Here is a 22,611-nt window from a genome sequence, read left to right on the forward strand (position 1 = left end):
CCCTGCCGGCCTCGAAGATGGCCTCGGCGGGCTCGGACTGGAAGTCCAACCCGGCCACCCAGATCAAGTGGGGCCTGGACTACATGAACTCCCGCTACGGCAGCCCCGTCGGCGCCTGGAACTTCTGGCAGAACAACCACTGGTACTAAGCCACCGGTGGACGGCGCACACACGAAGGCCCCGGTGGCCGGCCTCCCCAGGTCCGGCCACCGGGGCCTTGCGCGTCCCATCCCAAGGGGTCAGTGGGCGCCTGCGGGACTCACAGGCGCTGGATGATCGTCCCGGTCGCCAGCGCGCCTCCCGCGCACATGGTGATCAGGGCGAACTCCTTGTCGCGCCGCTCCAGCTCGTGCAGCGCGGTGGTGATCAGCCGGGCGCCGGTGGCGCCGACGGGGTGGCCCAGCGCGATGCCGCCGCCGTTGACGTTGACCTTCTCCAGGTCCTGGTCGAAGACCTGGGCCCAGCTGAGGACGACGGAGGCGAAGGCCTCGTTGATCTCGACGAGGTCGATGTCGCGCAGGGACATCCCGGCCTTGCCCAGCACGGCCCGCGTCGCGTCGATCGGCCCGTCCAGGTGGTAGTGCGGATCGGCGCCGACCAGGGTCTGGGCGACGATCCGGGCGCGCGGCTTGAGCTTGAGGGCGCGGGCCATCTTGCGCGAGGCCCACATCACGGCGGCGGCGCCGTCGGAGATCTGCGAGGAGTTCCCGGCCGTGTGCACGGCGGTCGGCATGACCGGCTTGAGCCGGGCCAGGCCCTCCATGCTGGTGTCGCGCAGCCCCTCGTCCCGGTCGACCAGCCGCCACATGCCCTGCCCGGCCGCCTGCTCGGCCTCGGTGGTCGGCACCTGGACGGCGAAGGTCTCGCGCTTGAAGCGCTCCTCGGCCCAGGCGGCCGCGGCCCGCTCCTGGGAGAGGACGCCGAGGCGGTCGACGTCCTCGCGGGTCAGCCCGCGGCGACGGGCGATCCGCTCGGCGGCCTCGAACTGGTTCGGGAGGTCGACGTTCCACTCGTCGGGGAAGGGCTTGCCCGGACCGTGCTTGGATCCGGAGCCCAGCGGGACCCGGCTCATGGCCTCGACCCCGCAGGCTATGCCGATGTCCATGACCCCGCCGGAGATCATGTTGGCGACCATGTGATTGGCCTGCTGGGAGCTGCCGCACTGGCAGTCCACCGTCGTCGCGGCGGTCTCGTAGGGCAGCCCCATGGCGAGCCAGGCGTTGCGGGCCGGGTTCATCGACTGCTCGCCCGCGTGGGTGACGGTGCCGCCGACGATCTGCTCGACGCAGTCGGGCTGGATCGCGGTACGGGCGAGGAGCTCGCGGTAGGTCTCGCCGAGGAGGTAGGCGGGATGGAGGTTGGCCAGGGCTCCCCCGCGTTTCCCGATGGGGGTGCGTACGGCTTCGACGATGACGGGTTCCGCGGCCATGAGCTCGTCCTCTCCTGCACATCCTGCACAGCGCCGGCGCGGCGGGCCGTCCCGGCGCCCCGCCTGAACTAGTACGCGTTCTAGTTCTCCCCCGCAGTCTTATGACCCGAACCCCCGGCACGCAAGGGTCGTGCACGCGCCTTACACGGATTCCACACGCAACAGGTGGCGCGAGAGGCCTTGTGACTTCTAGAACTCGTTACTACCTTCGAGCCAACTTCTGATGGGCCGTCAGACCCTCGTCAGACCTTGGAGTCGCCCGATGCCCTGCCCCGCGCTGCCCGACGGCTTCGACGCCACCGACCCCGACCTCCTCCACGACCGCGTTCCCTTGCCGGAGTTCGCCCGGCTGCGGCAGACCGCGCCGGTGTGGTGGTGCCCGCAACGGCGGGGCGTCACCGGCTTCGACGACGAGGGCTACTGGGCCGTCACCCGGCACGCGGACGTCAAGTACGTCTCCACGCACCCGGAGCTGTTCTCCTCCACCACCAATACGGCGATCATCCGCTTCAACGAGCACATCCAGCGCGAGCAGATAGATGCCCAGCGCCTGATCATGCTGAACATGGACCCGCCGGAACACACCCGCGTACGCCAGATCGTGCAGCGGGGCTTCACCCCCCGGGCCATCCGCGGCCTGGAAGCGGCCCTCCGCGACCGGGCCCGGAAGATCGCCGAGGAGGCGGTGGCCGCCTCCGCCGACGGCAGCTTCGACTTCGTCACCCAAGTGGCCTGCGAACTCCCGCTGCAGGCGATCGCCGAGCTGATCGGCGTCCCGCAGGAGGACCGGGCCAGGATCTTCGACTGGTCGAACAAGATGGTCGCCTACGACGACCCCGAGTACGCGATCACCGAGGAGGTCGGCGCCAACGCGGCCGTGGAACTCATCGGCTACGCGATGAACCTGGCCGCCGCGCGCAAGGAGTGCCCGGCCAAGGACATCGTCACCCAGCTCGTGGCGGCCGAGGGCGAGGGCAACCTCCGCTCCGACGAGTTCGGCTTCTTCGTGCTGCTGCTGGCGGTCGCCGGCAACGAGACCACCCGCAACGCCATCAGCCACGGCATGCACGCCTTCCTCACCCACCCCGAACAGTGGGAGCTGTACAAGGCCACCCGGCCGGCGACGGCCGCGGAGGAGATCGTGCGCTGGGCCACCCCCGTGGTCTCCTTCCAGCGCACCGCCACCCAGGACACCGAGCTGGGCGGCCAGAAGATCAAGGCGGGCGACCGGGTGGGGATGTTCTACTCCTCCGCCAACCACGACCCCGAGGTGTTCGAGAACCCCGAGGTCTTCGACATCACCCGCGACCCGAACCCCCACCTCGGCTTCGGCGGCGGCGGCCCGCACTTCTGCCTCGGCAAGTCCCTGGCCGTCATGGAGATCGACCTGATCTTCAACGCCCTGGCCGACGCCCTCCCCGACCTGCGGCTGGCCGCCGACGGCCCGCGCCGGCTGCGAGCGGCCTGGCTCAACGGCATCAAGGAGCTCCGGGTCAGCTCCCGTTGACCCGTGGTCCGGGGGGGCAGGGGCCGTCCACCTTCCACGCCCCGGCCCCTGCCGCCCGCCGGACACTGCGCGGGACGCCGCTCGGGACACCGCGCGGTGCACCGCGCCGGACACCGCGCCCGAGTGGCGGGATCCCCGCGGCTGCCCGATCCTGACAGGACGCGGCGATCCACAGAAGGGGCGCCGGGGCACCGCTGCCCCGGCGCCCCTTCGGCCCGTTGCGGGCGCCGCTCGCCGGCAGGGCCGCGGCGGGGGACCGGGTCGGGGCCCGGCCTCAGGCGCGCCCCGACCGGGCGGGGGCCCGTAGGTTCCGGCCGGCTTCCGCCTCCGTGCCGCTCTCCCCGGCCGCTGCCGCCGCCGCGCGCGGTCCCGGCAGGCTGACCTGGAGGCCGCGCGGCCCGGACAGTACGTGGACCAGCCCGAACCCGGCACCGACGACCAGCGCGCCGCCGACCGCGTCCAGGACCCAGTGGTTCGCGGTGGCCACGATCGCGCAGACCGTGATCAGCGGATGCAGCGCGCCCAGCAGCTTCTGCCAGCCCTTGGGCGCGAGCACCACGATCACCGTCCCGCACCACAGCGACCACCCGAAGTGCAGCGACGGCATCGCCGCGTACTGGTTGGAGATCGCGGTCATCGCCCCGTACGAGGGGTTCGCCAGGTCCTGCACGCCGTGCACGGTGTCGACGAAACCGAGGTCCGGCATCAGCCGCGGCGGGGCGAGCGGGTACAGCCAGAAGCCGGCCAGGGCGATCACCGTGGCGAGGCCCAGCGAGGCGCGCGCCCAGCGGTAGTCCCCCGGGCTGCGCCGGTACAGCACGGCGAGGACGGCCAGCGGCACCACGAAGTGGAAGGAGGTGTAGTAGAAGTTGAAGAACGCCTCCAGCCAGGGCGTGTCCACCACGGCACGGTTGACGGCGCGTTCGATGTCGATGCCGAGCGCCTGCTCGATCGCGTGGATCCGGCTGCCGTTGGACTCGGCGACGGACCGGCTCGCGGGGGCGGCGGCCCGGATGTGCGAGTAGAGCGAGTAGCCGACCCGTATCAGCAGCAACTCCAGCAGCAGGTTGGGGCGGGAGAGCGCCTTGCGCCAGAACGGCAGCAGCGGGACGCGCGGGAAACGCGTGGCGGCGGGCCGCCCGTAGAGCGTGGGCACCGGCTCGCGCCAGTACGGGGACGAACGCGGCAGGAACGGCACGGCGCAGGCCGCCGCCAGGGCCGCGAGGAGCGGCACGTTGTCCCGTACGGGGGCCAGCGCGGCCATGTTGGGCAGCAGCACGGCGCTCGGCAGGGTCATCGCGAGCACCACGGCCACCGGCCACACACGCCGGTCGGCGGCCCGCTCGCCCACCGTGCCGGCCACCGCGAGCAGCACCCACAGCATCTGGTGGCGCCACCCGTCCGGGGACACGGCGACGGCGACGCAGCCGGTGACGGCGACGGCGAGCAGCAGCTGGCCGTCGCGGGCGTAGCGGGCCGCGCGGCGCAGGCCGACGCAGACGATCGCGGTGGCGAGGGCGGCGTAGAGGAGGATCTCGGCGGGGCCGCCGAGGCCCAGGCGCAACAGGGCGCCGTGGACGGACTGGTTGGCGGGGCCGTCGGGGGCGCCGCCGAGGCCGGCGCCGGCGAGGTGCTCGACCCAGTACGTCCACGAGTCGCGCGGCAGTGACGCCCAGGACAGCGCGGTGGCGCCGGCGAAGGTCAGCGCGGCGGCCTTGGCGGTGGGGCGGCGTCCGGTCAGCCACAGCAGCGGGACGAACAGCAGCAGGGCCGGCTGGAGGGCCGCGGCGAGTCCGACGAGGAACCCGGCGGGGCGCTCCCCGGGCACCCGGAAGAACGCGAGCAGCACCAGCAGCACGGGCAGCACGGCGGCCTGACCGGGCGAGGCGGCCTCGCGGACGGGCAGCGAGACCATCATCAGCGCGACCAGCACGGGCGCGGCCAACAGGGCGGTGCGCCGGGGTACGGGGTCGGGCAGGCCGCGTGCGGCGACCAGTCCGATCGCGGCGACGGACAGCAGGGTGACGCAGGTCCAGGCCACTTCCAGGGAGGGCGTGGCCAGGCCGACCAGCGGTTTGAGGACGAGTCCGGCGAAGGGGGTGCCGGTGAACCGGCCGGCGCCGTAGAGCGAGCCGGGCAGGCCGCCGGGGGCGCCGGGAAGGTGCAGGCCGCTGAGCCACTCGCCGGGCGGCACGCTCAGTACGGCGGCGGCCTGCCTGACGCCGAGCACGGCCGCCAGCGCCCACAGCAGGAGGCGCGCGGCCCCGAGTCCGCCATCACCGTCTATGACCCCGGCATGTCCATCGGCCCCGCCGTGCTCCGCCGCGTCAGCCACGCCTCGCCGTCCTCCCGCCTCTGTCGACCGCAACCTCGACTTCGACCGACTGCCGCGCCCGATGCACCGGATCCCTGCCGGGCACGACGATATCCCCCACGGGATCCCTAGGATGGCGTGCATGAGCATCGTGAAGATCAACGCACTGACCGTCCCCGCCGAGCAGCGGGAAGTCCTGGAGCAGCGCTTCGCCTCGCGGGCGGGGGCCGTGGAGGGTTCGGACGGTTTCGAGTGGTTCGAGCTGCTCCGGCCGATCGAGGGCACCGACCAGTACCTCGTGTACACGCGGTGGCGTTCGGAGGAGGACTTCCAGGCGTGGATGGAGGGGCCGATGAAGGCCGCGCACCAGGGCGGCGCGGGTGCCGGCGCCGGCGGTGGCGGTGGCGAGCGGCCGAAGCCCGCGGCTTCCGGGTCCCAGGTGTGGTCGTTCGAGGTCGTGCAGCAGGCGGCTCCGAAGCAGGCGTGAGCCGCCGCTGACCTGCGCGGGGCCCGGGGCGGCGTGCCGCCCCGGGCCCTTCGCGTTCCCACCGGGGTGTGCCCGTCCGGGTCCCGCGCGTCCCTGCCGGGTTCTGCCCGTCCGGGTCCCGGCTCCCGAAGGCCTCCCGGGGCTCAGCTCCAGAAGGCGTCGCTCTCGTCGATGTCCTGGGTGCACTGGTCGATGTCGGTGATCTTGCCGCCGACGATGGTGAAGAAGAGGCCCTCGTGGATCTCGATGCCCCGGTCGCCGCGGTCGCCCTGGGCGGTGTGGAAGGCCATCGCGTGACCCCGGCCGTCCACCAGGACCCGTTCCAGGCGGACCCGGAAGGTGCCGTTGGTCTCCTCGCCGAGCCGCCGGTAGAGGTCGAGGACGGCTTCGCGGCCCTTGTGGTGCCCGGCCAGTGGGCTGCTGCCGGGCATGTGGTGGATGACGTCGGCCGTCATCAGTGTGCCCAGGGTGTCCATGTCGCCCTTGCCGAAGGCCTCGTAGCCGCGGCGGATCAGGGCACAGTCCGGGTGCTCCGACATACCGTTCACATCCTCCGTTGACTCGTTGACGCGATCCCCCACCGGTCCTATTTACACCTTTCCTCATCATCGGCCCGTGGCTGTGGATATTCCACGCGGGGAGGGCGGGATACGCTCCACACTGACGCCATGGACAAGAACCTGATCACCGACGCGACGGCCCCCACCGGGTGGGAGGTCACCGCGGAGCCCTTCGGCACGCCGGACGCCACCGCCCTGCGCCGCGCCTACTACGCGGAGGTCGCCGGACGGTACTGGGGTCGGCCCGCCACCGAGGCCGAGGTCGACGAGGGGCTGGCGGACGATCCGGCCGACGCCCTCGTCCCGCCCACGGGGCAGTTCGTGGTCGGCCGGCTCGACGGGCGGCCCCTGGCCTGTGGCGGCATACTCCTCCTCGACCCGGTCACCGCCGAGCTCACCCGGATCTACGTCGACCCGCGCGCCCGCGGCACCGGCGGCGGGGCGGCCCTGCTCACCGCGCTGGAGGGGGCCGCCCGTGCGCTGGGCGCGGGGCGGATGCGCCTGGACACCCGCGGCGACCTGGTGGAGGCCCGCGCCCTGTACGCGCGGCACGGGTACCGCGAGATACCGGCCTACAAGTCCGGGCCGTACGCCGAGCACTGGTTCGAGAAGTCCCTGGGGTGAGCCGCCGCCGGCGCGGGCTCGGGGACGGACCGGTCAGGGGGCGGCGTGGTCCCGGCGCGGGAGGGTGTCGTAGGGCTCCTCGGCGTCGGAACCGCACAGCTCCCGGTTGATCTCCGCGACGAGTTCGGTCAGGTCGGTCGGGCGCTCGGGACCCCACCAGTCGCCCAGCAGCTCGGCGAGGGACTCCTGCCGGGCGGCCGCGAGCCGGGCGGCGGCCTCCCGTCCCCGGTCGGTCAGGACCAGCGAGAGGCCGTCGCGGACCGCGAGCCGGCGTTCCTCGATCTGGCGGCCGGCGTCGGTGATGGCCCTGAGGGGGATCCCGGTGCGTTCCGCGAGCTCGGCCGGGTCGGCGGAGCCGTACTTGTAGATCCGCAGCAGCAGCCAGCTGGCCGCGGGGAGCAGGTCGTAGCCCGCCTTGTCGGTGATCTTCTCGTAGACGTGGTGGCGGCCCTCACGGGTGCCGAGCACGCACAGCGCGCGGGCGACCTCGTCGCGCGAGGAGCGCTCGACGGGGTTGGAGGCGAGGGTCTCCGTCACGTCGGGCGCGGTGACGGAGCCGCGGAGCTTGTCCTCCTTCAGGAACCAGGAGATGACGAAGGCGACCAGCACCACGGGCACGGCGTAGAGGAAGACGTCGGTGATGGCGGTGGAGTAGGCGTCGAGCACGGTGGGCCGGAGGTTCGCCGGGAGCGTGCCGATGGCCCGCGGGTCCGCCTCCAGCTGCTGCTCGCTCAGGCCGGACGGCAGGGGGACGCCGGCGAGGGCGGCGGAGAGCTGGTCGCCGAGCCGGTTGGTGAAGATCGTGCCGAAGATGGCGACGCCGAAGGAGGCGCCGATGGAGCGGAAGAACGTGGCACCGGAGGTGGCGACGCCGAGGTCCGCGTAACCGACCGCGTTCTGCACCACGAGGACGAGGACCTGCATGACCAGACCCAGGCCCGCGCCGAAGACGAAGAAGGAGGCGCCCATCTGCCAGTCGGAGCTGGTGCGTTCCAGCTGGTGCAGGAGCAGCAGTCCGACAGCGGTGACGCCGGTGCCGGCGATCGGGAAGACCTTCCACCGCCCGGTGCGGCTGACGATCTGCCCGGAGACGGTGGAGGCGATCAGGAGGCCGAAGACCATCGGCAGCATGTGGACGCCCGACATGGTCGGCGAGACGCCCCGCACGATCTGGAGGAAGGTCGGCAGGTAGACCATCGCGCCGAACATCGCGAAACCCACGATGAAGCTGATCACCGAGCAGAGGGTGAAGGTCCGGATGCGGAACAGCTTCAGCGGCAGCACGGGTTCGGCGGCCCGTCGCTCGACGAGGACGAAGGCGACGAGGAGCACCGCGCCGAGGACGGCGAGTCCGATGATCTGGCTCGACGCCCAGGCCCAGGTGGTGCCGCCGAGGGAGGCGACCAGCACGAGGCAGGTCGCGACGGAGGCGATGAGCGCGGTGCCGAGGTAGTCGATCGTGTGCTTCGAGGAACGGGCCGGGATCCGCAGGACCGCGGCGATCACGACGAGGGCGACCAGCCCGATGGGGAGGTTGATGTAGAAGACCCACCGCCAGGTCAGATGGTCCACGAACAGGCCGCCCAGCAGCGGCCCGAGGACGCTGGTCGCACCGAAGACGGCGCCGAAGAGGCCCTGGTACTTGCCGCGTTCGCGCGGGGGGACGATGTCGCCGACGATCGCCATGGAGAGCACCATCAGCCCGCCGCCGCCGAGGCCCTGGAGGCCGCGGAATCCGATGAGCTGGGGCATGTTCTGGGCGAGGCCGCAGAGCGCGGAGCCGATCAGGAAGAGCACGATGGCGTACTGGAACAGCTTCTTGCGCCCGTACTGGTCACCGAGCTTGCCCCACAGCGGGGTGGCCGCGGTGGAGGCCAGCATGTAGGCGGTGACCACCCAGGACAGGTGCTCCATGCCGCCCAGTTCGCTGACGATGGTGGGCAGCGCGGTGGAGACGATGGTCTGGTCGAGGGCGGCGATCAGCAGGCCCAGCAGGAGGGCTCCGATCGAGACGAGCACCTCCCGGGAGGCGTGCTCGGCACCGGGACCGGGTTCCACGGTGGAAGCGGTGACATCCTGGGCCATCGGGTCCTCCTCAGGCAGGATCGGCACCATCCATCCTGAGCGGTGTGTCCGGTTATGGCCTGTCGGGCGGGTTGGGCCGGACCTGCGGGGTCTGCATAATCGCTGGCAGTGGCCACGGGAGGGGTAGCAGTGAGCGCTGAGCGCTGTCCGAATTGCGGCGCCGTACGCGCCGAATGCACATGCATGCCGAACGGATCCTTCGACCCGCTCCGCATCCGCCCCTACGCTCCCCGGCCGACCCCGGCCCCGGCGTCCCCGGAGCCGGACCTCGACCTCGGGCCCGGTCCCGGCCTTGGCCCCGGCGCTGGTCCCGGGCTTGGCCCCGGCGCTGGTCCCGGGCCTGGCCCCGGCGCTGGTCCCGGCGCTGGTCCCGGGCCTGGCCCCGGCGCGCCGTACGCGCACGTCCCGCCCGGGGCCGAGGGCCCGTACCCGCAGGTCCCGGCTCCCCCGGCGCCCGGGCACGGGGCCCCGCACGGGCTCGGAGGCCCGTACGTGCCCGGCCCCCGGGACGGGCACGCCGTGTGGCCGCAGCCCCCGGCCGGAGCCGGCGCAACCGGCGCGGGCGCCGCGGCGTACGGGGCCGGGCACGCGGATCCCGGCGGACCGGGCGCGGCGGGCCCGGACCCCTCCGCGGCGGACGGTGCCGGTTTCGGGGGCGACGGTGCCGGTCTCGGGAGCGGGCCGCCGCAGGCGGACGCGGCGACCGAGCTCTTGGCGGCGGTGCCGGCGGGGCCCCCTGGGGCTCCGGAGCCCCATACGCCCGCCTACGGCATACCCGTACCGGCGCCGGCCGAGCAGACGGTTCAGCTGAGCCCCGTCGCCCCGCACCCGCGCCGCGCGGGCTCCGCGCGGCGGAACCGGCTGCTGGTGCCGCTGATCGCCGGTGGTGGCGTCCTGGCCGCCGGAGCGGTGGCACTGTCGCTCGGGGTCTTCACGGGCTCCGGGAAGGGCGACGCCGTCCTGCTGGACCCCCGTCCGTCGGCGCCCGCCATCAGCGTCGCTCCGGTGGGCCCGTCGGACGGGCCCACGGGGGAGACCGCGTCCCCCTCCGCGTCGGCCTCGCACAGCGCGAGCGCCTCCGCGTCGCGCTCCGCGTCCCCGTCCGCCGCGAGCCCCACCGCGTCCCGCTCGTCCTCCCCGGCCCCGGCCCCGTCGGCGACCACCGGCCGCCCCGCCGGCCCCACCACTCCGCCGCCCGCGCCCAAGCCGGTGACCCTGCGTTCCGGGGACTCCGGCCCCGAGGTGGAGAAGCTCCAGCGGCTCCTGGCGGACCAGGGCCTGTACCGGGGCCGCTTCGACGGACGCTACGGGCATTCCGTCGAGCGGGCCGTGGACGACTTCCAGTTCTACAACGACGTCGAAGGCGACCCGCCGGGCGTCTACGGTCCGGCGACCCGCCGGGCCCTGGAGGGATAGGTCACTCCGCGGGCGGTGGCGCGCACCCTCCCGCGTTTTGTATCGTGTAGGAACAAAGTGGTTCCGTCCGCACTCCCTGACCGGTGGACGGAACCACTTGTTCTCTTTTCCCGCCCCGTCTGGAGCCCTCCGATGCCGGCCAGCACGACCACCACCCCCGTCGTCCTCACCACCCGGGCCCTGCTCCTGGACATGGACGGCACCATCGTCAACTCGGACGCGGTGGTCGAGCGCTGCTGGCGCGAGTGGGCGGTGTCCCACGGGCTGGACCCACAGGAGGCGCTCAAGGTGGTCCACGGCCGCCAGGGCTACGCCACGATGGCCGTCCTGCTGCCCGAGCGCCCGATGGAGCTCAATCACGCCGAGAACAAGGTGATGCTCGCCCGCGAGACGGCCGACACCGACGGCGTGGTCCCCGTCGGGGGTGCCGAGGAGTTCATGGCGTCGATCGCCGGGCTTCCGCACGCCCTCGTCACCTCGGCCGACGCCGCCCTGGCCGCGGCCCGGATGACGGCCGCCGCGCTGCCGATGCCGCGGGTCCGCGTCACGGCCGAATCCGTCGGGGCCAGCAAGCCCGACCCCGAGGGGTTCCTCAAGGGCGCGGCCGAGCTGGGCATGGCCCCGGCCGACTGCGTGGTCTTCGAGGACTCCGGCGCCGGCATCGCCGCGGGCCTGGCGGCCGGCATGTGCGTGATCGGCGTCGGCCCGCGCGCCGCGGCGTACGGGCCGACGGCCCACGTTCCCGACCTGACCTCGGTCCGCGTCGAGGCGGACGAGGACGGCACGATCCGCCTCACCCTCAACCCTGCCTCCTGACCCGGGGCGGGGGCACGTGCCCCCGTAGGGGCGCCGCCCCACGCGCCGGCGCCCCACGCACCGGCGCCCGCCACGACGGGGCGCGGCACGAGGGGGCGCGGCACGAGGGACCTGCGGCAAGAGGCTCGGCGCAATCGGCGCAACAGGCCAGAACCAGGGGTCCGGCGCAGGGAGCCCGGGCAGCGCAAGGGGCCCGGCGCAGGGGGTCCGGCGCACAGGCTCCGCTACTGGCCGACGCGCCCGTCGATCCGCTCGCGCAGCAGGTCCGCGTGGCCGTTGTGGCGGGCGTACTCCTCGATCATGTGCACCAGCACCTCGCGCAGTTCCCTCGGCTCGCCGCCGTTGTCGCCGGTGACCCCGAGATCGGGAGCCTCCTCGACGAGCCGCTCCGCGAAGGCGACCTCCGCCCGCCAGGTGGCCCAGGCCTCCGCCACCACCGCCGGGTCGGCCACGGCACCCGTGAACTCCCCGTCCGGCTCCCGCTCCGAGCGGTAGTGCGGGCGGATCTCCTCGCCCGCCATGACCCCCCTGAACCACTTCTGCTCCACGCCCGCGAGGTGGCGTACGAGGCCCGGCAGCGACAGGTCCGAGGGTTCCACCGCCCGGTGGGCCATCGCCCCGGCGTCGAGCCCGGAGCACTTCAGCTCCAGGGTGAGCCGCTGATCGCGCAGGTAGCCGGCCAGGAGGGTCCGCTCGCCCCGGAACCCGCCGTCGGACCGGGCGTCCTCGTCGGGACGCACGAACATGTTGGACCAGCCGAAACCCGGGCCGGACAAGGGCGCGGGCGTGGGCGTGGGCGTGGTGGAGGTCACGCCGCCCAGCGTGCCCGGCGGCCGGGGACCCCCACAAGGGGGTTTCCCGGCCGCCGCGGGACGCCCTCGCTCAGCCCGTGATCGCCTCGTACAGCGAGAACACCGCCAGCGCCGCCATGACGGCGGCCGCGATCTTGGTGATGAGCCGCAGCGGCACGTATTTCATGAGGGTGCGCCCGCCGAGGATGCCGATGCCCGCGACCGCCCACAGGGCCAGCACCGCGCCGAGACCGACGGAGACCGGGTTGTCGTACCGCGCGGCGAGGTTGGCGGTCATGATCTGGGTCAGGTCACCGAACTCGGCCACCAGGATCAGCATGAAGCCGGCTCCCGAGACCTTCCAGAAGGACTGGTCGGCGGGCGCCTTGACCTCCTCGTCCCCGTCGTCCTTCTTCAGGAGCAGCATGGCCGCGCCGGCGAGGAAGAGGACGCCCACGACGGCCTGGACCAGCCGGTGCGGGAGCAGCGTGAGCACGCTGCCCGCGGCGATGGCGAGTGCGACGTGCACGGCGAAGGCGGCGGCGACGCCCGCGAAGACGTAGGAGGCGCGGTAGCGGGTGCCGAGCATCAGGCCGGCGAGGGCCGTCTTGTCCGGAAGTTCGGCGAGGAAGACGACGCCGAAGGCGATCGCCATGACGGTGAAGCTGAACACGGGGTGGGACCTCGATCGGTCGGGCAGGACGCCATCGGGACCGAGAGACCTGGGGGTGTATCAGGGTTCGCTTCGGCTCGGCGGCGCCCTGGGGTGCGTAAACGCGGACAGGACACTGCGGCCGAAGGTCTCGCTGGCCGAGCGCTGACGCGTTCCGCCTCCGGGCGCCGGCTGGGGTGACCCAGCAGTATGTCGACGGTCCGGCGAAGAGCTACTCCCCTTCTGCTCCGTCAAGGGTACGCGCTGGCGGCCGCCGGACGCCCCGCCCGGAATGTGAGCTTGGACCCACTCCACCCCGTTCCACGTCACACACGTGGCCGGATTTCCAACTTCCCTGTGACCGGGGATCGTTGGTTGTCTTGATGTGACGTGCTCATGTCGGCAACCTGTCACCTGGCGCCCGTCCCCGCGACACCTGGCGCCGCCAGCATGGCCGCGCCCCACCGGGGCGGAACGGCCACCACCCCCCGCACCCAGGGAGCCCTCATGGCCCTCGCTTCTCTTCGCACGCCCTCTTTCTACGCGCGTCACATAGGCCGCGCGGGAATCCTCGCGTCCGCCGTCGCCCTCGCCTCGCTCACCTCGCTCGTGAACGCCCCGGCCGCCCTGGCCTCCCCGCCCACCCCGATCAGCGCGGCCGCCGCCCGGAGCTACCTGGCCACGGTGACGCCGGCGCCGGAAGGCTCCCTCAGCGGCTACAGCCGCGCCCAGTTCCCGCACTGGAGCACGGTCTCCGGGACCTGTAACACCCGCGAGACGGTCCTCAAGCGCGACGGCGTCAACGTCGTCACCGACTCCGCCTGCGCCGCCGTCAGCGGCAGCTGGTACTCGGAGTACGACGGCGCCACCTGGACCGCCGCGTCCGACGTGGACATCGACCACATGGTCCCGCTCGCCGAGGCCTGGCGCTCGGGAGCCAACACCTGGACCACCGACCGCCGTCAGCAGTTCGCCAACGACCTCACCCGCCCGCAGCTCATCGCCGTCACGGACAACGTCAACCAGGCCAAGGGCGACCTCGACCCCGGCAAGTGGCTGCCCCCGCGCACCGCGTACCGCTGCACGTACGCCCGGATGTGGGTGCAGGTGAAGCAGTACTGGGGTCTGAGCATGGACAGCGGGGAGAAGACGGCCCTGGTGAACCTCCTGAACGGCTGCTGACCCGGCGTTCACCCCCGCTCTCCCCCGCCAGGGGGAGGCCAGGCGTGCCCTCCGCCCCGTACCGTGATCGAAAGGGGTACGGAGGAGGGGGAGTTCCATGGCCGGACTGCGTCTGGGGCCACTGCTGCGCCACATCGACTGGGACACGGGCGGCGCCGCCACGATATGGGTCGAGGCGGACCGCCCGTGCACGGCCGTGGTGCGGTGTGCCGACGGGTCCGGTGGCAGAGCCCGCACCTTCCAGATCTGCGGCCACCACTACGCGCTGGTCCCGGTCACCGGCCTGACCCCGGGCACGACCACGGCCTACGAGGTGCTCCTCGACGGAGTCCTCGTCTGGCCGGCGTCCGGGAGCGGCTTCCCCGCGAGCACGATCGCCACCCCGGCGGTGGGAGGCCGCTCCGGACGGCCCGCGCCCGGGCTCCGGGTCACCTTCGGCTCCTGCCGGCAGGCCGCCCCGCCCGCCGGACGGCGCGGACCGCACGGCGCCGACGCCCTCGACACCCTCGCGGCACGACTCGCCGCCGACCCCGGAGCACCCAGACCCGATCTCCTCCTGCTGCTCGGCGACCAGGTCTACGCCGACCAGCTGTCGCGGGAGACCCGGCAGTGGCTCGCGGCCCGCCGGGACCTGCGCGAGCCCCCGGGCGCACAGGTCGCGGACTACGAGGAGTACACCCGGCTCTACTACGAGTCCTGGCTCGACCCCGAGATCCGCTGGCTGCTCTCGACGGTCCCCAGCCTGCACATGTTCGACGACCACGACGTCATAGACGACTGGAACACCAGCGAGTCCTGGCTCGCGGAGATGCGGGCGACCCCGTGGTGGCCGGAGCGGGTGCTCAGCGGGCTCATGTCGTACTGGGTGCACCAGCACCTGGGCAACCTCTCCCCCGCCGAACTCGCGGCGGACCCCCTGTACGCGGCGGTACGGGCCGACCCGGACGGCACCGACGCCCTGCGCGCCTTCGCGGCCGGGGCGGACGCCGATCCGGCGTCGGTGCGCTGGAGTTACCGACGGGACTTCGGCCGGACCCGGCTGCTGATGGTGGACACCCGGGCGGCCCGGGTGCTCGCCGAGGACGGGCGGGCCATGCTCGACCCGGCCGAACAGGCCTGGCTGCGCGAGAACGCCCTCGCCGGGCACGGGGATTACGACCACCTGCTGATCGGTTCCTCGCTGCCGTGGCTGATGCCCCCGCTGATCCACGACGCGGAAGTGTGGAACGCCGCGCTGTGCCGGGGAGAGCGCGGGGCGCGGTGGGCACGCATCGGTGAGGACCTGCGGCGGCGCGCCGATCTGGAGCACTGGGCGGCGTTCCCCGCGTCGTTCGCGGCGCTGAGCGACCTCATCGAGGAGGTGGGGACGGGACCGAAGGCCCCGGCGACGGTGGCCGTCCTGTCCGGGGACGTCCACCACGCGTACGTGGCCGAGCCCCGAATACCCAGTACGGCCCGCGTGTTCCAGCTGACCTGTTCGCCCGTGCACAACTCCATCCACACGGCGGTCAGGTGGGGGTTCCGGCTGGGCTGGTCGCGGCTGGGCCGGTGGCTGGGGCGCGGCTTCTCCCGGCACGGGCGGACGGGCCGGCCGCCGCTGAGCTGGCGGCGTACGGGCGGCCCGTGGTTCGGCAACCAGCTGATGACGCTGGCGCTGGCGGGCCGCAGCGCCCGGCTGCGCCTGGACCAGGCCCGCCCGGGGCGACGGGGGGCGACCGGGACGGCCCGACTGGTGACGGTCCTGGACCGGGAGCTCACCGAACCGCACTAGAGGGGCCCGGCGACGGCCACGGCGGCCCGGCCGACGGCCCCCGGCGGCCCTGACGGCCCTGACGGCTCTGACGGCGGACCCGGCGGCGGACCGGCTGTGTGGTGGCGGACCTGAGGGACGCGGCGGCGGACCTGAGGGACGCGGTGGCCCCCGGGCTCGTCCGGCCCCCCGCCGGGCGTACGCTGTATGGCTGTCAAGCCGCCCCTGCCGCTCCCCGCGACGACGCGGCGCTTCGGACTGGGGAGTCCCGCTGTGCTCGAAACGCTGGGGTCGTTGACCTCAAGCCCATGGATCTACGTCGTGGTCGCGGTGTCCATCGTGCTCGACGTGTTCCTGCCGGTGCTGCCGAGCGGGGTGCTGGTGATCACGGCCGCGGCAGCGGCGGCGGCCGCCGGTCCTCCGCCCCGGGTGCCCGACATCATGGCCCTGCTGGTCATCGCCACGACGGCCTCGGTCCTGGGCGACCTGGCGGCGTACCGGCTGGCCCGGCTCGGCGGCGCCCGCCTGGACCGGGCCATCGCCCGCTCCCGCCGACTGACCCGGGCTCAGGAACGCCTGGGTACGGCCCTGGCCCGGGGCGGCGGCGCCCTGGTGGTGATCGCCCGCTTCGCGCCCGCCGGCCGCTCGGTGGTCTCGCTGGGGGCGGGCCGCACCCAGCGCAAGGTGATGGAGTTCCTGCCCTGGTCGGTGCTGGCGGGCATGACCTGGGCGGGCTACAGCGTGTCGCTGGGCTACTTCGGCACCCAGTGGCTGGGCACCACCTGGCTCGGTACGGCGGTCTCCCTGATCGCCCTGTTCGCGGCGGGCTCCCTGGCCGCCTTTCTCGTCCGCCGGCCACCCGAGGCCGCGGCGCCCGCCACCTAGGAGACACGCATGACGGACCCCGGCCACGAGGCGGTGACGGCCCGGCTCGAAGGACACCGGCGGGAACTGACCGGCTACTGCTACCGGATGCTGGGGTCGGCGTTCGAGGCGGAAGACGCCGTGCAGGAGACCATGGTCCGCGCCTGGCGCGGCGCCGGCCGGTTCGACGGCCGTGCCTCGTTGCGGACGTGGCTCTACCGCATCGCCACGAACGTCTGTCTGGACGCGCTGGCCGGCCGCGAACGCCGGGCCCGCCCGATGGACCTCTGCGGCCCGGCCGTCGGCGCCACCTCGCCGGGCGCCGTCCTGGACGCCTCCGCGTGGATCGAGCCCTTCCCCTCCGGCCCCGCGGCCGTGGCCGTCGACCCGGCGGAGGCGGCCGAGACCGGCGAGTCCGTCCGGCTGGCCTTCGTAGCGGCGTTGCAGCACCTGGCGCCCCGGCAGCGCGCCGTCCTGCTCCTGCGCGAGGTCCTCGGCTTCTCGGCGCAGGAGGTCGCCGACGTCCAGGGCTCCACGGTCGCCTCCGTGAACAGCGCGCTGCAGCGGGCTCGGGCCGTGCTCGCCGCCCGGCGCTCCGAAGGCGCGGACGGCGCCGCAACCGCACAGGCCCGACCGGCCGCTCCGGTCGGCGAAGCCACCCGACGGGCCCTCGCCGACCGGTACGCCGCGGCGTTCTCCGGCTTCGACATGGAGGCCCTCTCCATGCTGCTGCACGTGGACGCCACGCTGTCCCTGGCCCCCCACACCCTGTGGATGCGGGGCTCCGCCGAGATCCGGGCGTGGCTGACCGGTCCCGCCGTCGGCTGCCGGGGATCCCGGCTGGTCCCGACCACGGCGAACGGTTCGCCCGCCTTCGGCCAGTACCGGCGCCGGGCCGACGGCACGGGCTTCGACCCCTGGGCGCTCCAGGTCGTCGAAGTGTCGGGGGACGCGGTCACCGACATCAGCGTCTTCCGTGACACCGACCGGCTGTTCCCCCTCTTCGGTCTGCCCCCTCACCTGGACGCGTAGGCCGGGCGGGGCAGTCGGTCACCCGTTCACCCTGCAGCGATCGCCGCGTCCCGGCGGGGCTTCTAGCGTCCAGAGCACGGCGCGCATCCGATTCCGCGTCACGTCCGTGCCCTGGCCGCGCCGTTTCGAGGAGCCCGAGGAGTTCTCTCCATGTCCCCCACACGCATCCGGTACCGCCTGGCGGGAGTCGCGGTCGCGACACTCGCCGTCGCTGCCGTCACACCCGCCGTCCCCGTCTCCGCCGCCCCCTCCGCCACCGTCTCCCCCGGGACCGTCGCCCCGGGCGGGCGCGTCAGCCTCAACATCGTGGGCTGCGGCACCAAGACCGGCCGGGCCACCTCCCGGGCGTTCGGCGAGGTCTCGCTGACCCCGGGCAACCTGGAGGCGACCAACCTGTTCGGCGCCGCCACCGTCTACCGCGACGCCCCCACCGGCGCCCACCCGGTCACCTTCGAGTGCGGCGGAACGGGGGGCCGCCGCGTCACCGTCACCCTCCAGGTCGCACCCGGAGCCGCGCGCGGCGGACTCGGCGGGAGCGTCGATTCGATGAGCACGGGGCAGGTCGCCCTGGGCGGCACCCTCGCGGCCGGCGCGCTCGGCGCCGGCCTCTGGATCCTGCGCCGGCGCACGCCCCGGACCGGCTGAGCGGCGCCCCGCCGCGCGCCGCGCCGGCCCCCGACACCTACACCGTGGCGGACTGTCCGCGCACCTGTACCCCGTCGAGCAGCAGCCTGGTCGCCTCCGCGACGGCGTCCACGGCCGCGTCGAACACCTCCCGGTTGTGCGCGGCGGGGGCCCGGAATCCGGACACCTTCCGTACGTACTGGAGCGCGGCGGCGCGGATCTCCTCCTCGGTGGCCTTCTCGGGGATGGCGGGCGGGCGCAGGGTCTTAATGGAGCGGCACATACCTCCACTATGGCGCGGAAGGCGGCAGCTCGGCCCCGGAAAGCTTCATGATCAGCCCGGCCTGGAGCCGGCCCCGCAGCACGGGGTCGGCGACCTCCTCCAGCAGGCCGATCGCCCGCCGCGTGCTCTCGGCGGCCCGCCGGTCCTCGCGCAGGGCGGCGCTCTGCGCGGCCATGTGCCGCAGGGCGAGATCGGCCCGCCGGTGGAACAGCTGGCCCACGAGGGTGACGACCAGGCCGACGGAGCTGGTCACCACCCCGATGTACGCGTCCCCGGCGCTCTCCGCCTTCCACACGGCGAGCCCGACCCCGAACAGCAGCACGGCCGCCCCGATGCCCGCGAACCGCTGGCTGGTCACGAAACTGCTGCGGGCCTGCGCCAGCCCGTAGGCGTAGTACTCGACGAGGATCGGGGTGAAGTCGTCGCGCCGGTCCCCCGGCTCGGCCGCCCCGCCCCGCCCGGCGTCCACCAGCCGGGGATCCCCGTCACCCTCACCGTCCCCGGGTCCGGCGGCGCCCAGCCCCGCGAGCAGCCGCGCCCGCTCCGCGTCCCGCCGCGCCTCGAACCCCCGGGTCCTGCGCCACTCGCCCCACACGGCCCCGATGCCCACCACCACGATCCCGGTCCCCCAGACCCATGCCCCGTCCGCTGCCACGCCCATCACCCCCGCGATGAGATCCCCGCCCCACCGTGCGGGAAACCCACCCGGGACCTAGACTGACGAACGCCCGAAATGTCCGTACCGGGGGATGAGGGAGAGACCATGGCCAAGCGAGGAAACAAGCGCCGCGCCCGCAAGAAGAAGAAGGCCAACCACGGCAAGCGCCCCAACGCCTGACCCCGACTCCCCCGCCCGGGGCCCACGCGGGCGGCCACCCGAAAAGCCCCCCACCACGCACGACGGGGGGCTTCTCCACGCCCCCGGCCCCACCCCCTGAGCACGCCCACTCACTCCTCACTGAGTACCGGCACCCTGCCCCCCACCCACCCGGTCCGGAACAGTAGGCGCATGCGCAAAGGCCCGCGTATACCCGCTCCCCACCTACTGTCGATCCCGTTGCAGGCCGCGGCCGCGATCGCGGCCTGGGCCGCCTGGCTGGGCTGGGACCAGCACCGCGACGTGCACCCCGACGGCTCGGAGACCGGCCCCTACGCGGCGTGGCAGGTGATCGGGCTCGGACTGACCGTGCTGGCCCTGACGTACCGGGCAGCCTCCCGGGGCCACCCGACGGCGGCCGTACTCGGCACCACCACCGGCCTGACCGCCGCCGCCTCCTACCACTGGTCGGACGACGCGAGCGGCCTCTACATGATCGGAGTCTCCCTCCTCACCCTCACCACCCTGACCACCACCGCCGCCCTCACCCTCGCGATCACCACCTCCAGACGCAGACCCCCCGCCCCCAGAGGGGACTCACCCACCGCCCAAACGCGCTCACCAGCACCCGGGCCCCTACAGAGCCGCCGCGCACGCCCGTCCGGGCGCGGTGGCCCTCAGCTCGCGTCAGCCTGGCCCTCATCTACGTCCCCCGCGACTTGGCGCCAACCAACTCATCCCTGCCGGAGGAGCTAACACCACGGTCGGCAGATCTCCATCCCCCGCTGGCCGAAGTCCAAGAGCGCCTCAGCGCCCGGCTTCCGACGCAGGAAGAGGCAACGACTCTTCGGATAAGCACATCCTTGGCGGTCCTCTCCCTCACCCGAGTGGCGACCGACGTCACCGGCCGCGTGGTCGAGGTGGCCCTCCTGGTCCTTCCCGGCGACAGAGCGGACGCCCTCTTCACCACCAGCCTCACGACCAAGGAGTGGAGCGCGAAGAGATGACGCCGAGCAACGAACTGCGGCTCCTCCCATGGTCAGGCCCCGACGACAAGCTCTGCTTCCTAAGCCCCGAGAACGCAGCCGGCTACCTGTCCCGGCTGGCCGACAACACCGAAACCGTCCAACTCGGCCTGGGAGCCGAGCTCCTGGACCACGCCCTCGAAGTGCTCGCCGCCACGGACTCGAACCTGGAGGAACTCCACCTCCCGGCAACGGACCTGACCGCAGCCCTCCGAGACGCGCTCCGCGTAGCAACCAGCCGCGGCCATCGCCTCCTGCACCCAACGCACTCCACTCACGAAGGACCGCCGCCGCACCTCAGCTAGCAACAAGACGCACGAGGCAAAGGAGCGGCCCCAGACCCAGTCAGGGGCCGCTCTGACACACACGGCTCCGGAGGGCCCGTGCGTCTCGCGCGTTCCTGCAGGTCAGCAGTGTAGGGATCGGCTAGAACGAACATGCCAGTCCACGAATAGACCACACAGGCAGGTTCATCCTGCCGCGCAGGACGAGGCAGGTGGAATGAGTCGTCGACCGGAGGCGGGAAGGCGCCAGGAGTAGATCACCTCTCCAGTTCTTCCAAGGCTTGTCTCAGAGGACCGACTCTTCGGCATCATCGAGGGAGGGAAGCGACCACTACAAGGAGACGGGGGCAGGTTGCACACCCAGCGCTTCATGGAGATGGCCGGCGAGATGATGCGTTCGGCTCTGAAGTCGTGGCGGGACGGGAACCGCTTGTTTGCAGCTCTGCCTGCGGGTATGGGGCCGAGCACTCTCTCAAGGCAATTCTCTGTCACCACGATCCGCTGCTCATCTCCCCACACGGAGACCGCGCGCTGAGGTTCCACGCTCTAGGTTTCAGCGGTGAGAAGGGCGTCAAGCCTCTGGAACAGGCCCGCACGATCGGCATGGCAGAGGCGTTCAAGGACGCTGAGGTTGTGATGCGTGGCCAGATGCCAGTGACACTCGAAGCCTTCACGCCCGTTATGGACGCCCGGAACGGAATCGCTCATCTTGCCCACCACGACCCGACTACTGGGGAGCATGTGGTAGCCACAGCACTCAAGGTGGCGGAGGCCGTACGTAAGGTATTGAAAACGCCAGCACGCGACTTCTGGGGCGACTACGTTCACGTCATTGGCGACCTTGCGCAGGTCGCGGCTATGCCCGACCTTCCGGAGATCGACCTTCAGAGGGCCTTGCCCAGGCGGAGGCGGCCGAGGCTGAACACGCAGCGCGGGAAGTCGTTCGGGCTGTGGCTGCCACAGCGAGTGAGGCGATCACTCAGGCCCCGCCCTGGGGTGATCCTCTGGGCACCAGCGAGGCTGCCATGAGTGCACTGAACGTCACCCGCCGAGCCACTGTTTCGGCTGCCCTGTACACGACTGCCACGCGGGCTCAACGCGCAACATCGGCGCTCTTGAGGTCGTACGGCTATCTGTCGCGCAGGGAGCTGACCGCTCCTGTGTCGGCGCATGATGCTGTGGCTGTGAAGACCCTCGTGGCGCGTGAAGTCGAAGGAGCCTTCGCGTCCGCGCTTCCGAAGGAGTTGCAGTACATCCTCACAGCCCCCTCCGGCGACGTGATCTGGCGCCCGCGCCTGTATGAGCCGTCGGCCTACGGCATGAATCTCTACCGTTGGGAGACATGCCCCGCGTGCCCGGCCTGGGGAGATTTCTACGGATACCTGGAGCCTGGTACGTGCAGCGATTTCGAGTGCAATGCGGGTGGGTCCTACTGCGGGCAGCACGACGGGGGACCTCCCACGACGGCACACGCGCGGGCCTACGTCTGCCCGATGTGCTGCCTGGTTCTCGACACTGACCAAGAGCTGGAAGCGGCGTACATGGAGCTGGTGGCTGTATGCGAAGGCTAGCGAATTCATGAACCCTGGCTCGGTTCTCGTGCCCGAGCCAGGGCACATTCCTTACACCCTCTTCGTCCCGAAGCAACTCGGGTGCGAGCCCTTCCTTGGGCTGCTGTGCCCATCACCTGCGCTGACAGTCCGCAGACGTTCGTGCTCGTCCGCCGCTGTTCGTTGGCGTTGTCACGCAGTTAGACGCTCACCGCTCAACGGCCAATCATCGAAAGGGCTGTTGTCAGTGCCGGCTTCTATGGTCTTCAGTGCGTGGTCGGCTTCCGGGGGTTCCAGCTCTGAAGAGAATGGTTGCATCCCCGGCCTGTCTGGGGGCGGCCCGGAGACTTGTCCGGGACCTAACCGACGGTCGGGCTTCGTCGATGGCCAGGAAACAACCTGCCAGCGCCGACCACGCCGCCCCTCCCGCTGGCATCACCTGATCCGTAGCTCTAAAGAGGTCGGTCAGTGACGGTCATTCTGGCTCCCGGGACGCTTGGAAGCGCCGCGGGTGGGCGT

General features: G+C 72.5%; 24 protein-coding genes and 1 pseudogene. 17 read left to right on the plus strand and 8 right to left on the minus strand.

All coding sequences use genetic code 11. From position 1 onward, the window contains the following. Positions 1-149 (plus strand): annotated as a pseudogene (locus tag AB4039_RS01885) (lytic transglycosylase domain-containing protein); the annotation flags it as partial. Positions 150-259: 110 nt separating this feature from the next. On the opposite strand, the gene AB4039_RS01890 reads toward AB4039_RS01885, so the two are convergent. Beyond that, positions 260-1,429, minus strand: coding sequence for a steroid 3-ketoacyl-CoA thiolase (locus AB4039_RS01890; RefSeq protein WP_266838804.1), 1,170 nt, complete (start codon positions 1,427-1,429; stop codon positions 260-262). Between the two features lie 262 nt (positions 1,430-1,691). Here AB4039_RS01890 and AB4039_RS01895 point away from each other — a divergent pair, with 262 nt between their 5' ends. Then, positions 1,692-2,936: a cytochrome P450 gene (locus AB4039_RS01895; RefSeq protein ID WP_442269832.1), complete on the plus strand. Its 1,245-nt coding sequence runs from the start codon at positions 1,692-1,694 to the stop codon at positions 2,934-2,936. A gap of 274 nt (positions 2,937-3,210) precedes the next feature. On the opposite strand, the gene AB4039_RS01900 is transcribed toward AB4039_RS01895, so the two are convergent. Next, positions 3,211-5,271, minus strand: coding sequence for a bifunctional glycosyltransferase 87/phosphatase PAP2 family protein (locus tag AB4039_RS01900; RefSeq protein ID WP_442269833.1), 2,061 nt, complete (start codon positions 5,269-5,271; stop codon positions 3,211-3,213). Positions 5,272-5,392: 121 nt separating this feature from the next. On the opposite strand from AB4039_RS01900, the gene AB4039_RS01905 reads away from it, so the two are divergent. After that, positions 5,393-5,737, plus strand: coding sequence for an antibiotic biosynthesis monooxygenase family protein (locus AB4039_RS01905; RefSeq protein ID WP_266838806.1), 345 nt, complete (start codon positions 5,393-5,395; stop codon positions 5,735-5,737). A gap of 143 nt (positions 5,738-5,880) precedes the next feature. Here the strand turns inward: AB4039_RS01905 and AB4039_RS01910 are convergent, their stop codons facing one another. Continuing rightward, positions 5,881-6,276 (minus strand): nuclear transport factor 2 family protein, encoded by a 396-nt coding sequence (locus AB4039_RS01910; RefSeq protein ID WP_266838807.1) that lies wholly within the window; start codon positions 6,274-6,276, stop codon positions 5,881-5,883. Positions 6,277-6,405: 129 nt separating this feature from the next. On the opposite strand from AB4039_RS01910, the gene AB4039_RS01915 reads away from it, so the two are divergent. Beyond that, positions 6,406-6,921: a GNAT family N-acetyltransferase gene (locus AB4039_RS01915; protein ID WP_266838808.1), complete on the plus strand. Its 516-nt coding sequence runs from the start codon at positions 6,406-6,408 to the stop codon at positions 6,919-6,921. A gap of 33 nt (positions 6,922-6,954) precedes the next feature. Here AB4039_RS01915 and AB4039_RS01920 read toward each other — a convergent pair whose 3' ends face one another. Further along, a complete protein-coding gene (locus AB4039_RS01920) occupies positions 6,955-9,006 on the minus strand; it encodes an MDR family MFS transporter (RefSeq protein ID WP_442269834.1) in 2,052 nt (683 codons plus the stop codon). 492 nt (positions 9,007-9,498) lie between these two features. Between AB4039_RS01920 and AB4039_RS01925 the strand changes: the two genes are divergently transcribed. Both AB4039_RS01925 and AB4039_RS01930 read left to right on the plus strand, forming a co-directional pair. Continuing rightward, positions 9,499-10,422 carry a peptidoglycan-binding domain-containing protein gene (locus AB4039_RS01925; protein ID WP_442269835.1) on the plus strand — a complete coding sequence of 308 codons (924 nt, stop codon included), beginning with the start codon at positions 9,499-9,501 and terminating at the stop codon, positions 10,420-10,422. Between the two features lie 132 nt (positions 10,423-10,554). Then, positions 10,555-11,238, plus strand: a complete 684-nt coding sequence (locus AB4039_RS01930; protein WP_442269836.1) for an HAD-IA family hydrolase — start codon at positions 10,555-10,557, stop codon at positions 11,236-11,238. 224 nt (positions 11,239-11,462) lie between these two features. Here the strand turns inward: AB4039_RS01930 and AB4039_RS01935 are convergent, their stop codons facing one another. Both AB4039_RS01935 and AB4039_RS01940 read right to left on the minus strand, forming a co-directional pair. Further along, the gene (locus AB4039_RS01935; protein ID WP_266841609.1) at positions 11,463-11,984 is read right to left on the minus strand and encodes a DinB family protein; all 522 of its coding nucleotides are present in this window, start codon (positions 11,982-11,984) and stop codon (positions 11,463-11,465) included. Between the two features lie 136 nt (positions 11,985-12,120). Further along, a complete protein-coding gene (locus tag AB4039_RS01940) occupies positions 12,121-12,702 on the minus strand; it encodes a TMEM165/GDT1 family protein (protein WP_266838812.1) in 582 nt (193 codons plus the stop codon). Positions 12,703-13,188: 486 nt separating this feature from the next. Between AB4039_RS01940 and AB4039_RS01945 the strand changes: the two genes are divergently transcribed. The 5 genes from AB4039_RS01945 to AB4039_RS01965 all read left to right on the plus strand — a co-directional run bounded on the left by AB4039_RS01945 (position 13,189) and on the right by AB4039_RS01965 (position 18,154). Beyond that, positions 13,189-13,863 (plus strand): HNH endonuclease family protein, encoded by a 675-nt coding sequence (locus AB4039_RS01945; protein WP_266838813.1) that lies wholly within the window; start codon positions 13,189-13,191, stop codon positions 13,861-13,863. Positions 13,864-13,960: 97 nt separating this feature from the next. After that, a complete protein-coding gene (locus tag AB4039_RS01950; RefSeq protein WP_266838814.1) occupies positions 13,961-15,634 on the plus strand; it encodes an alkaline phosphatase D family protein in 1,674 nt (557 codons plus the stop codon). Between the two features lie 252 nt (positions 15,635-15,886). After that, positions 15,887-16,498, plus strand: coding sequence for a VTT domain-containing protein (locus AB4039_RS01955; protein WP_266838815.1), 612 nt, complete (start codon positions 15,887-15,889; stop codon positions 16,496-16,498). A 9-nt stretch (positions 16,499-16,507) separates the two neighbouring features. After that, on the plus strand, positions 16,508-17,509 hold the full coding sequence (locus tag AB4039_RS01960; protein ID WP_266838816.1) for a sigma-70 family RNA polymerase sigma factor: 1,002 nt from the start codon (positions 16,508-16,510) through the stop codon (positions 17,507-17,509). Positions 17,510-17,659: 150 nt separating this feature from the next. Next, positions 17,660-18,154 carry a hypothetical protein gene (locus AB4039_RS01965; RefSeq protein WP_266838817.1) on the plus strand — a complete coding sequence of 165 codons (495 nt, stop codon included), beginning with the start codon at positions 17,660-17,662 and terminating at the stop codon, positions 18,152-18,154. Between the two features lie 37 nt (positions 18,155-18,191). Here AB4039_RS01965 and AB4039_RS01970 read toward each other — a convergent pair whose 3' ends face one another. Continuing rightward, positions 18,192-18,416, minus strand: coding sequence for a DUF2277 domain-containing protein (locus AB4039_RS01970; protein ID WP_266838818.1), 225 nt, complete (start codon positions 18,414-18,416; stop codon positions 18,192-18,194). A 7-nt stretch (positions 18,417-18,423) separates the two neighbouring features. Next, positions 18,424-19,071 carry a TRADD-N-associated membrane domain-containing protein gene (locus AB4039_RS01975; RefSeq protein WP_266838819.1) on the minus strand — a complete coding sequence of 216 codons (648 nt, stop codon included), beginning with the start codon at positions 19,069-19,071 and terminating at the stop codon, positions 18,424-18,426. A 108-nt stretch (positions 19,072-19,179) separates the two neighbouring features. On the opposite strand from AB4039_RS01975, the gene AB4039_RS01980 reads away from it, so the two are divergent. The 6 genes from AB4039_RS01980 (at position 19,180) to AB4039_RS02005 (ending at position 22,113) form a co-directional block, all read left to right on the plus strand. Further along, positions 19,180-19,254, plus strand: coding sequence for a 50S ribosomal protein bL37 (locus AB4039_RS01980; protein WP_100661309.1), 75 nt, complete (start codon positions 19,180-19,182; stop codon positions 19,252-19,254). 171 nt (positions 19,255-19,425) lie between these two features. Next, positions 19,426-19,989 (plus strand): hypothetical protein, encoded by a 564-nt coding sequence (locus AB4039_RS01985; protein ID WP_442269837.1) that lies wholly within the window; start codon positions 19,426-19,428, stop codon positions 19,987-19,989. Beyond that, positions 19,953-20,240, plus strand: coding sequence for a UTRA domain-containing protein (locus AB4039_RS01990; RefSeq protein WP_442269838.1), 288 nt, complete (start codon positions 19,953-19,955; stop codon positions 20,238-20,240). The genes AB4039_RS01985 and AB4039_RS01990 overlap by 37 nt, the downstream gene beginning before the upstream one ends. Beyond that, a complete protein-coding gene (locus AB4039_RS01995; RefSeq protein WP_442269839.1) occupies positions 20,237-20,563 on the plus strand; it encodes a hypothetical protein in 327 nt (108 codons plus the stop codon). Before AB4039_RS01990 ends, AB4039_RS01995 begins: the two co-directional genes overlap by 4 nt. A gap of 390 nt (positions 20,564-20,953) precedes the next feature. After that, positions 20,954-21,571, plus strand: coding sequence for a hypothetical protein (locus AB4039_RS02000; RefSeq protein ID WP_442269840.1), 618 nt, complete (start codon positions 20,954-20,956; stop codon positions 21,569-21,571). Positions 21,572-21,726: 155 nt separating this feature from the next. After that, the gene (locus tag AB4039_RS02005; RefSeq protein WP_442269841.1) at positions 21,727-22,113 is read left to right on the plus strand and encodes a hypothetical protein; all 387 of its coding nucleotides are present in this window, start codon (positions 21,727-21,729) and stop codon (positions 22,111-22,113) included. The last annotated feature ends 498 nt before the right edge of the window (positions 22,114-22,611 follow it).

Source organism: Streptomyces sp. M-16 (assembly GCF_052114405.1).
In the GTDB taxonomy this organism is placed as follows: Bacteria; Actinomycetota; Actinomycetes; order Streptomycetales; family Streptomycetaceae; genus Streptomyces.

Excerpts from the sequence above, each read along its gene's own strand:
- AB4039_RS01950 (WP_266838814.1), top strand. The coding sequence starts at position 13,961 with ATGGCCGGACTGCGTCTGGGGCCACTGCTGCGCCACATCGACTGGGAC.
- AB4039_RS01890 (WP_266838804.1), bottom strand. The coding sequence starts at position 1,429 with ATGGCCGCGGAACCCGTCATCGTCGAAGCCGTACGCACCCCCATCGGG.
- AB4039_RS01985 (WP_442269837.1), top strand. The coding sequence starts at position 19,426 with ATGCGCAAAGGCCCGCGTATACCCGCTCCCCACCTACTGTCGATCCCG.
- AB4039_RS01895 (WP_442269832.1), top strand. The coding sequence starts at position 1,692 with ATGCCCTGCCCCGCGCTGCCCGACGGCTTCGACGCCACCGACCCCGAC.
- AB4039_RS01970 (WP_266838818.1), bottom strand. The coding sequence starts at position 18,416 with ATGTGCCGCTCCATTAAGACCCTGCGCCCGCCCGCCATCCCCGAGAAG.
- AB4039_RS01915 (WP_266838808.1), top strand. The coding sequence starts at position 6,406 with ATGGACAAGAACCTGATCACCGACGCGACGGCCCCCACCGGGTGGGAG.
- AB4039_RS01960 (WP_266838816.1), top strand. The coding sequence starts at position 16,508 with ATGACGGACCCCGGCCACGAGGCGGTGACGGCCCGGCTCGAAGGACAC.
- AB4039_RS01945 (WP_266838813.1), top strand. The coding sequence starts at position 13,189 with ATGGCCCTCGCTTCTCTTCGCACGCCCTCTTTCTACGCGCGTCACATA.
- AB4039_RS01935 (WP_266841609.1), bottom strand. The coding sequence starts at position 11,984 with ATGTTCGTGCGTCCCGACGAGGACGCCCGGTCCGACGGCGGGTTCCGG.
- AB4039_RS01910 (WP_266838807.1), bottom strand. The coding sequence starts at position 6,276 with ATGTCGGAGCACCCGGACTGTGCCCTGATCCGCCGCGGCTACGAGGCC.
- AB4039_RS01920 (WP_442269834.1), bottom strand. The coding sequence starts at position 9,006 with ATGGCCCAGGATGTCACCGCTTCCACCGTGGAACCCGGTCCCGGTGCC.
- AB4039_RS01905 (WP_266838806.1), top strand. The coding sequence starts at position 5,393 with ATGAGCATCGTGAAGATCAACGCACTGACCGTCCCCGCCGAGCAGCGG.
- AB4039_RS01995 (WP_442269839.1), top strand. The coding sequence starts at position 20,237 with ATGACGCCGAGCAACGAACTGCGGCTCCTCCCATGGTCAGGCCCCGAC.
- AB4039_RS01965 (WP_266838817.1), top strand. The coding sequence starts at position 17,660 with ATGTCCCCCACACGCATCCGGTACCGCCTGGCGGGAGTCGCGGTCGCG.
- AB4039_RS01930 (WP_442269836.1), top strand. The coding sequence starts at position 10,555 with ATGCCGGCCAGCACGACCACCACCCCCGTCGTCCTCACCACCCGGGCC.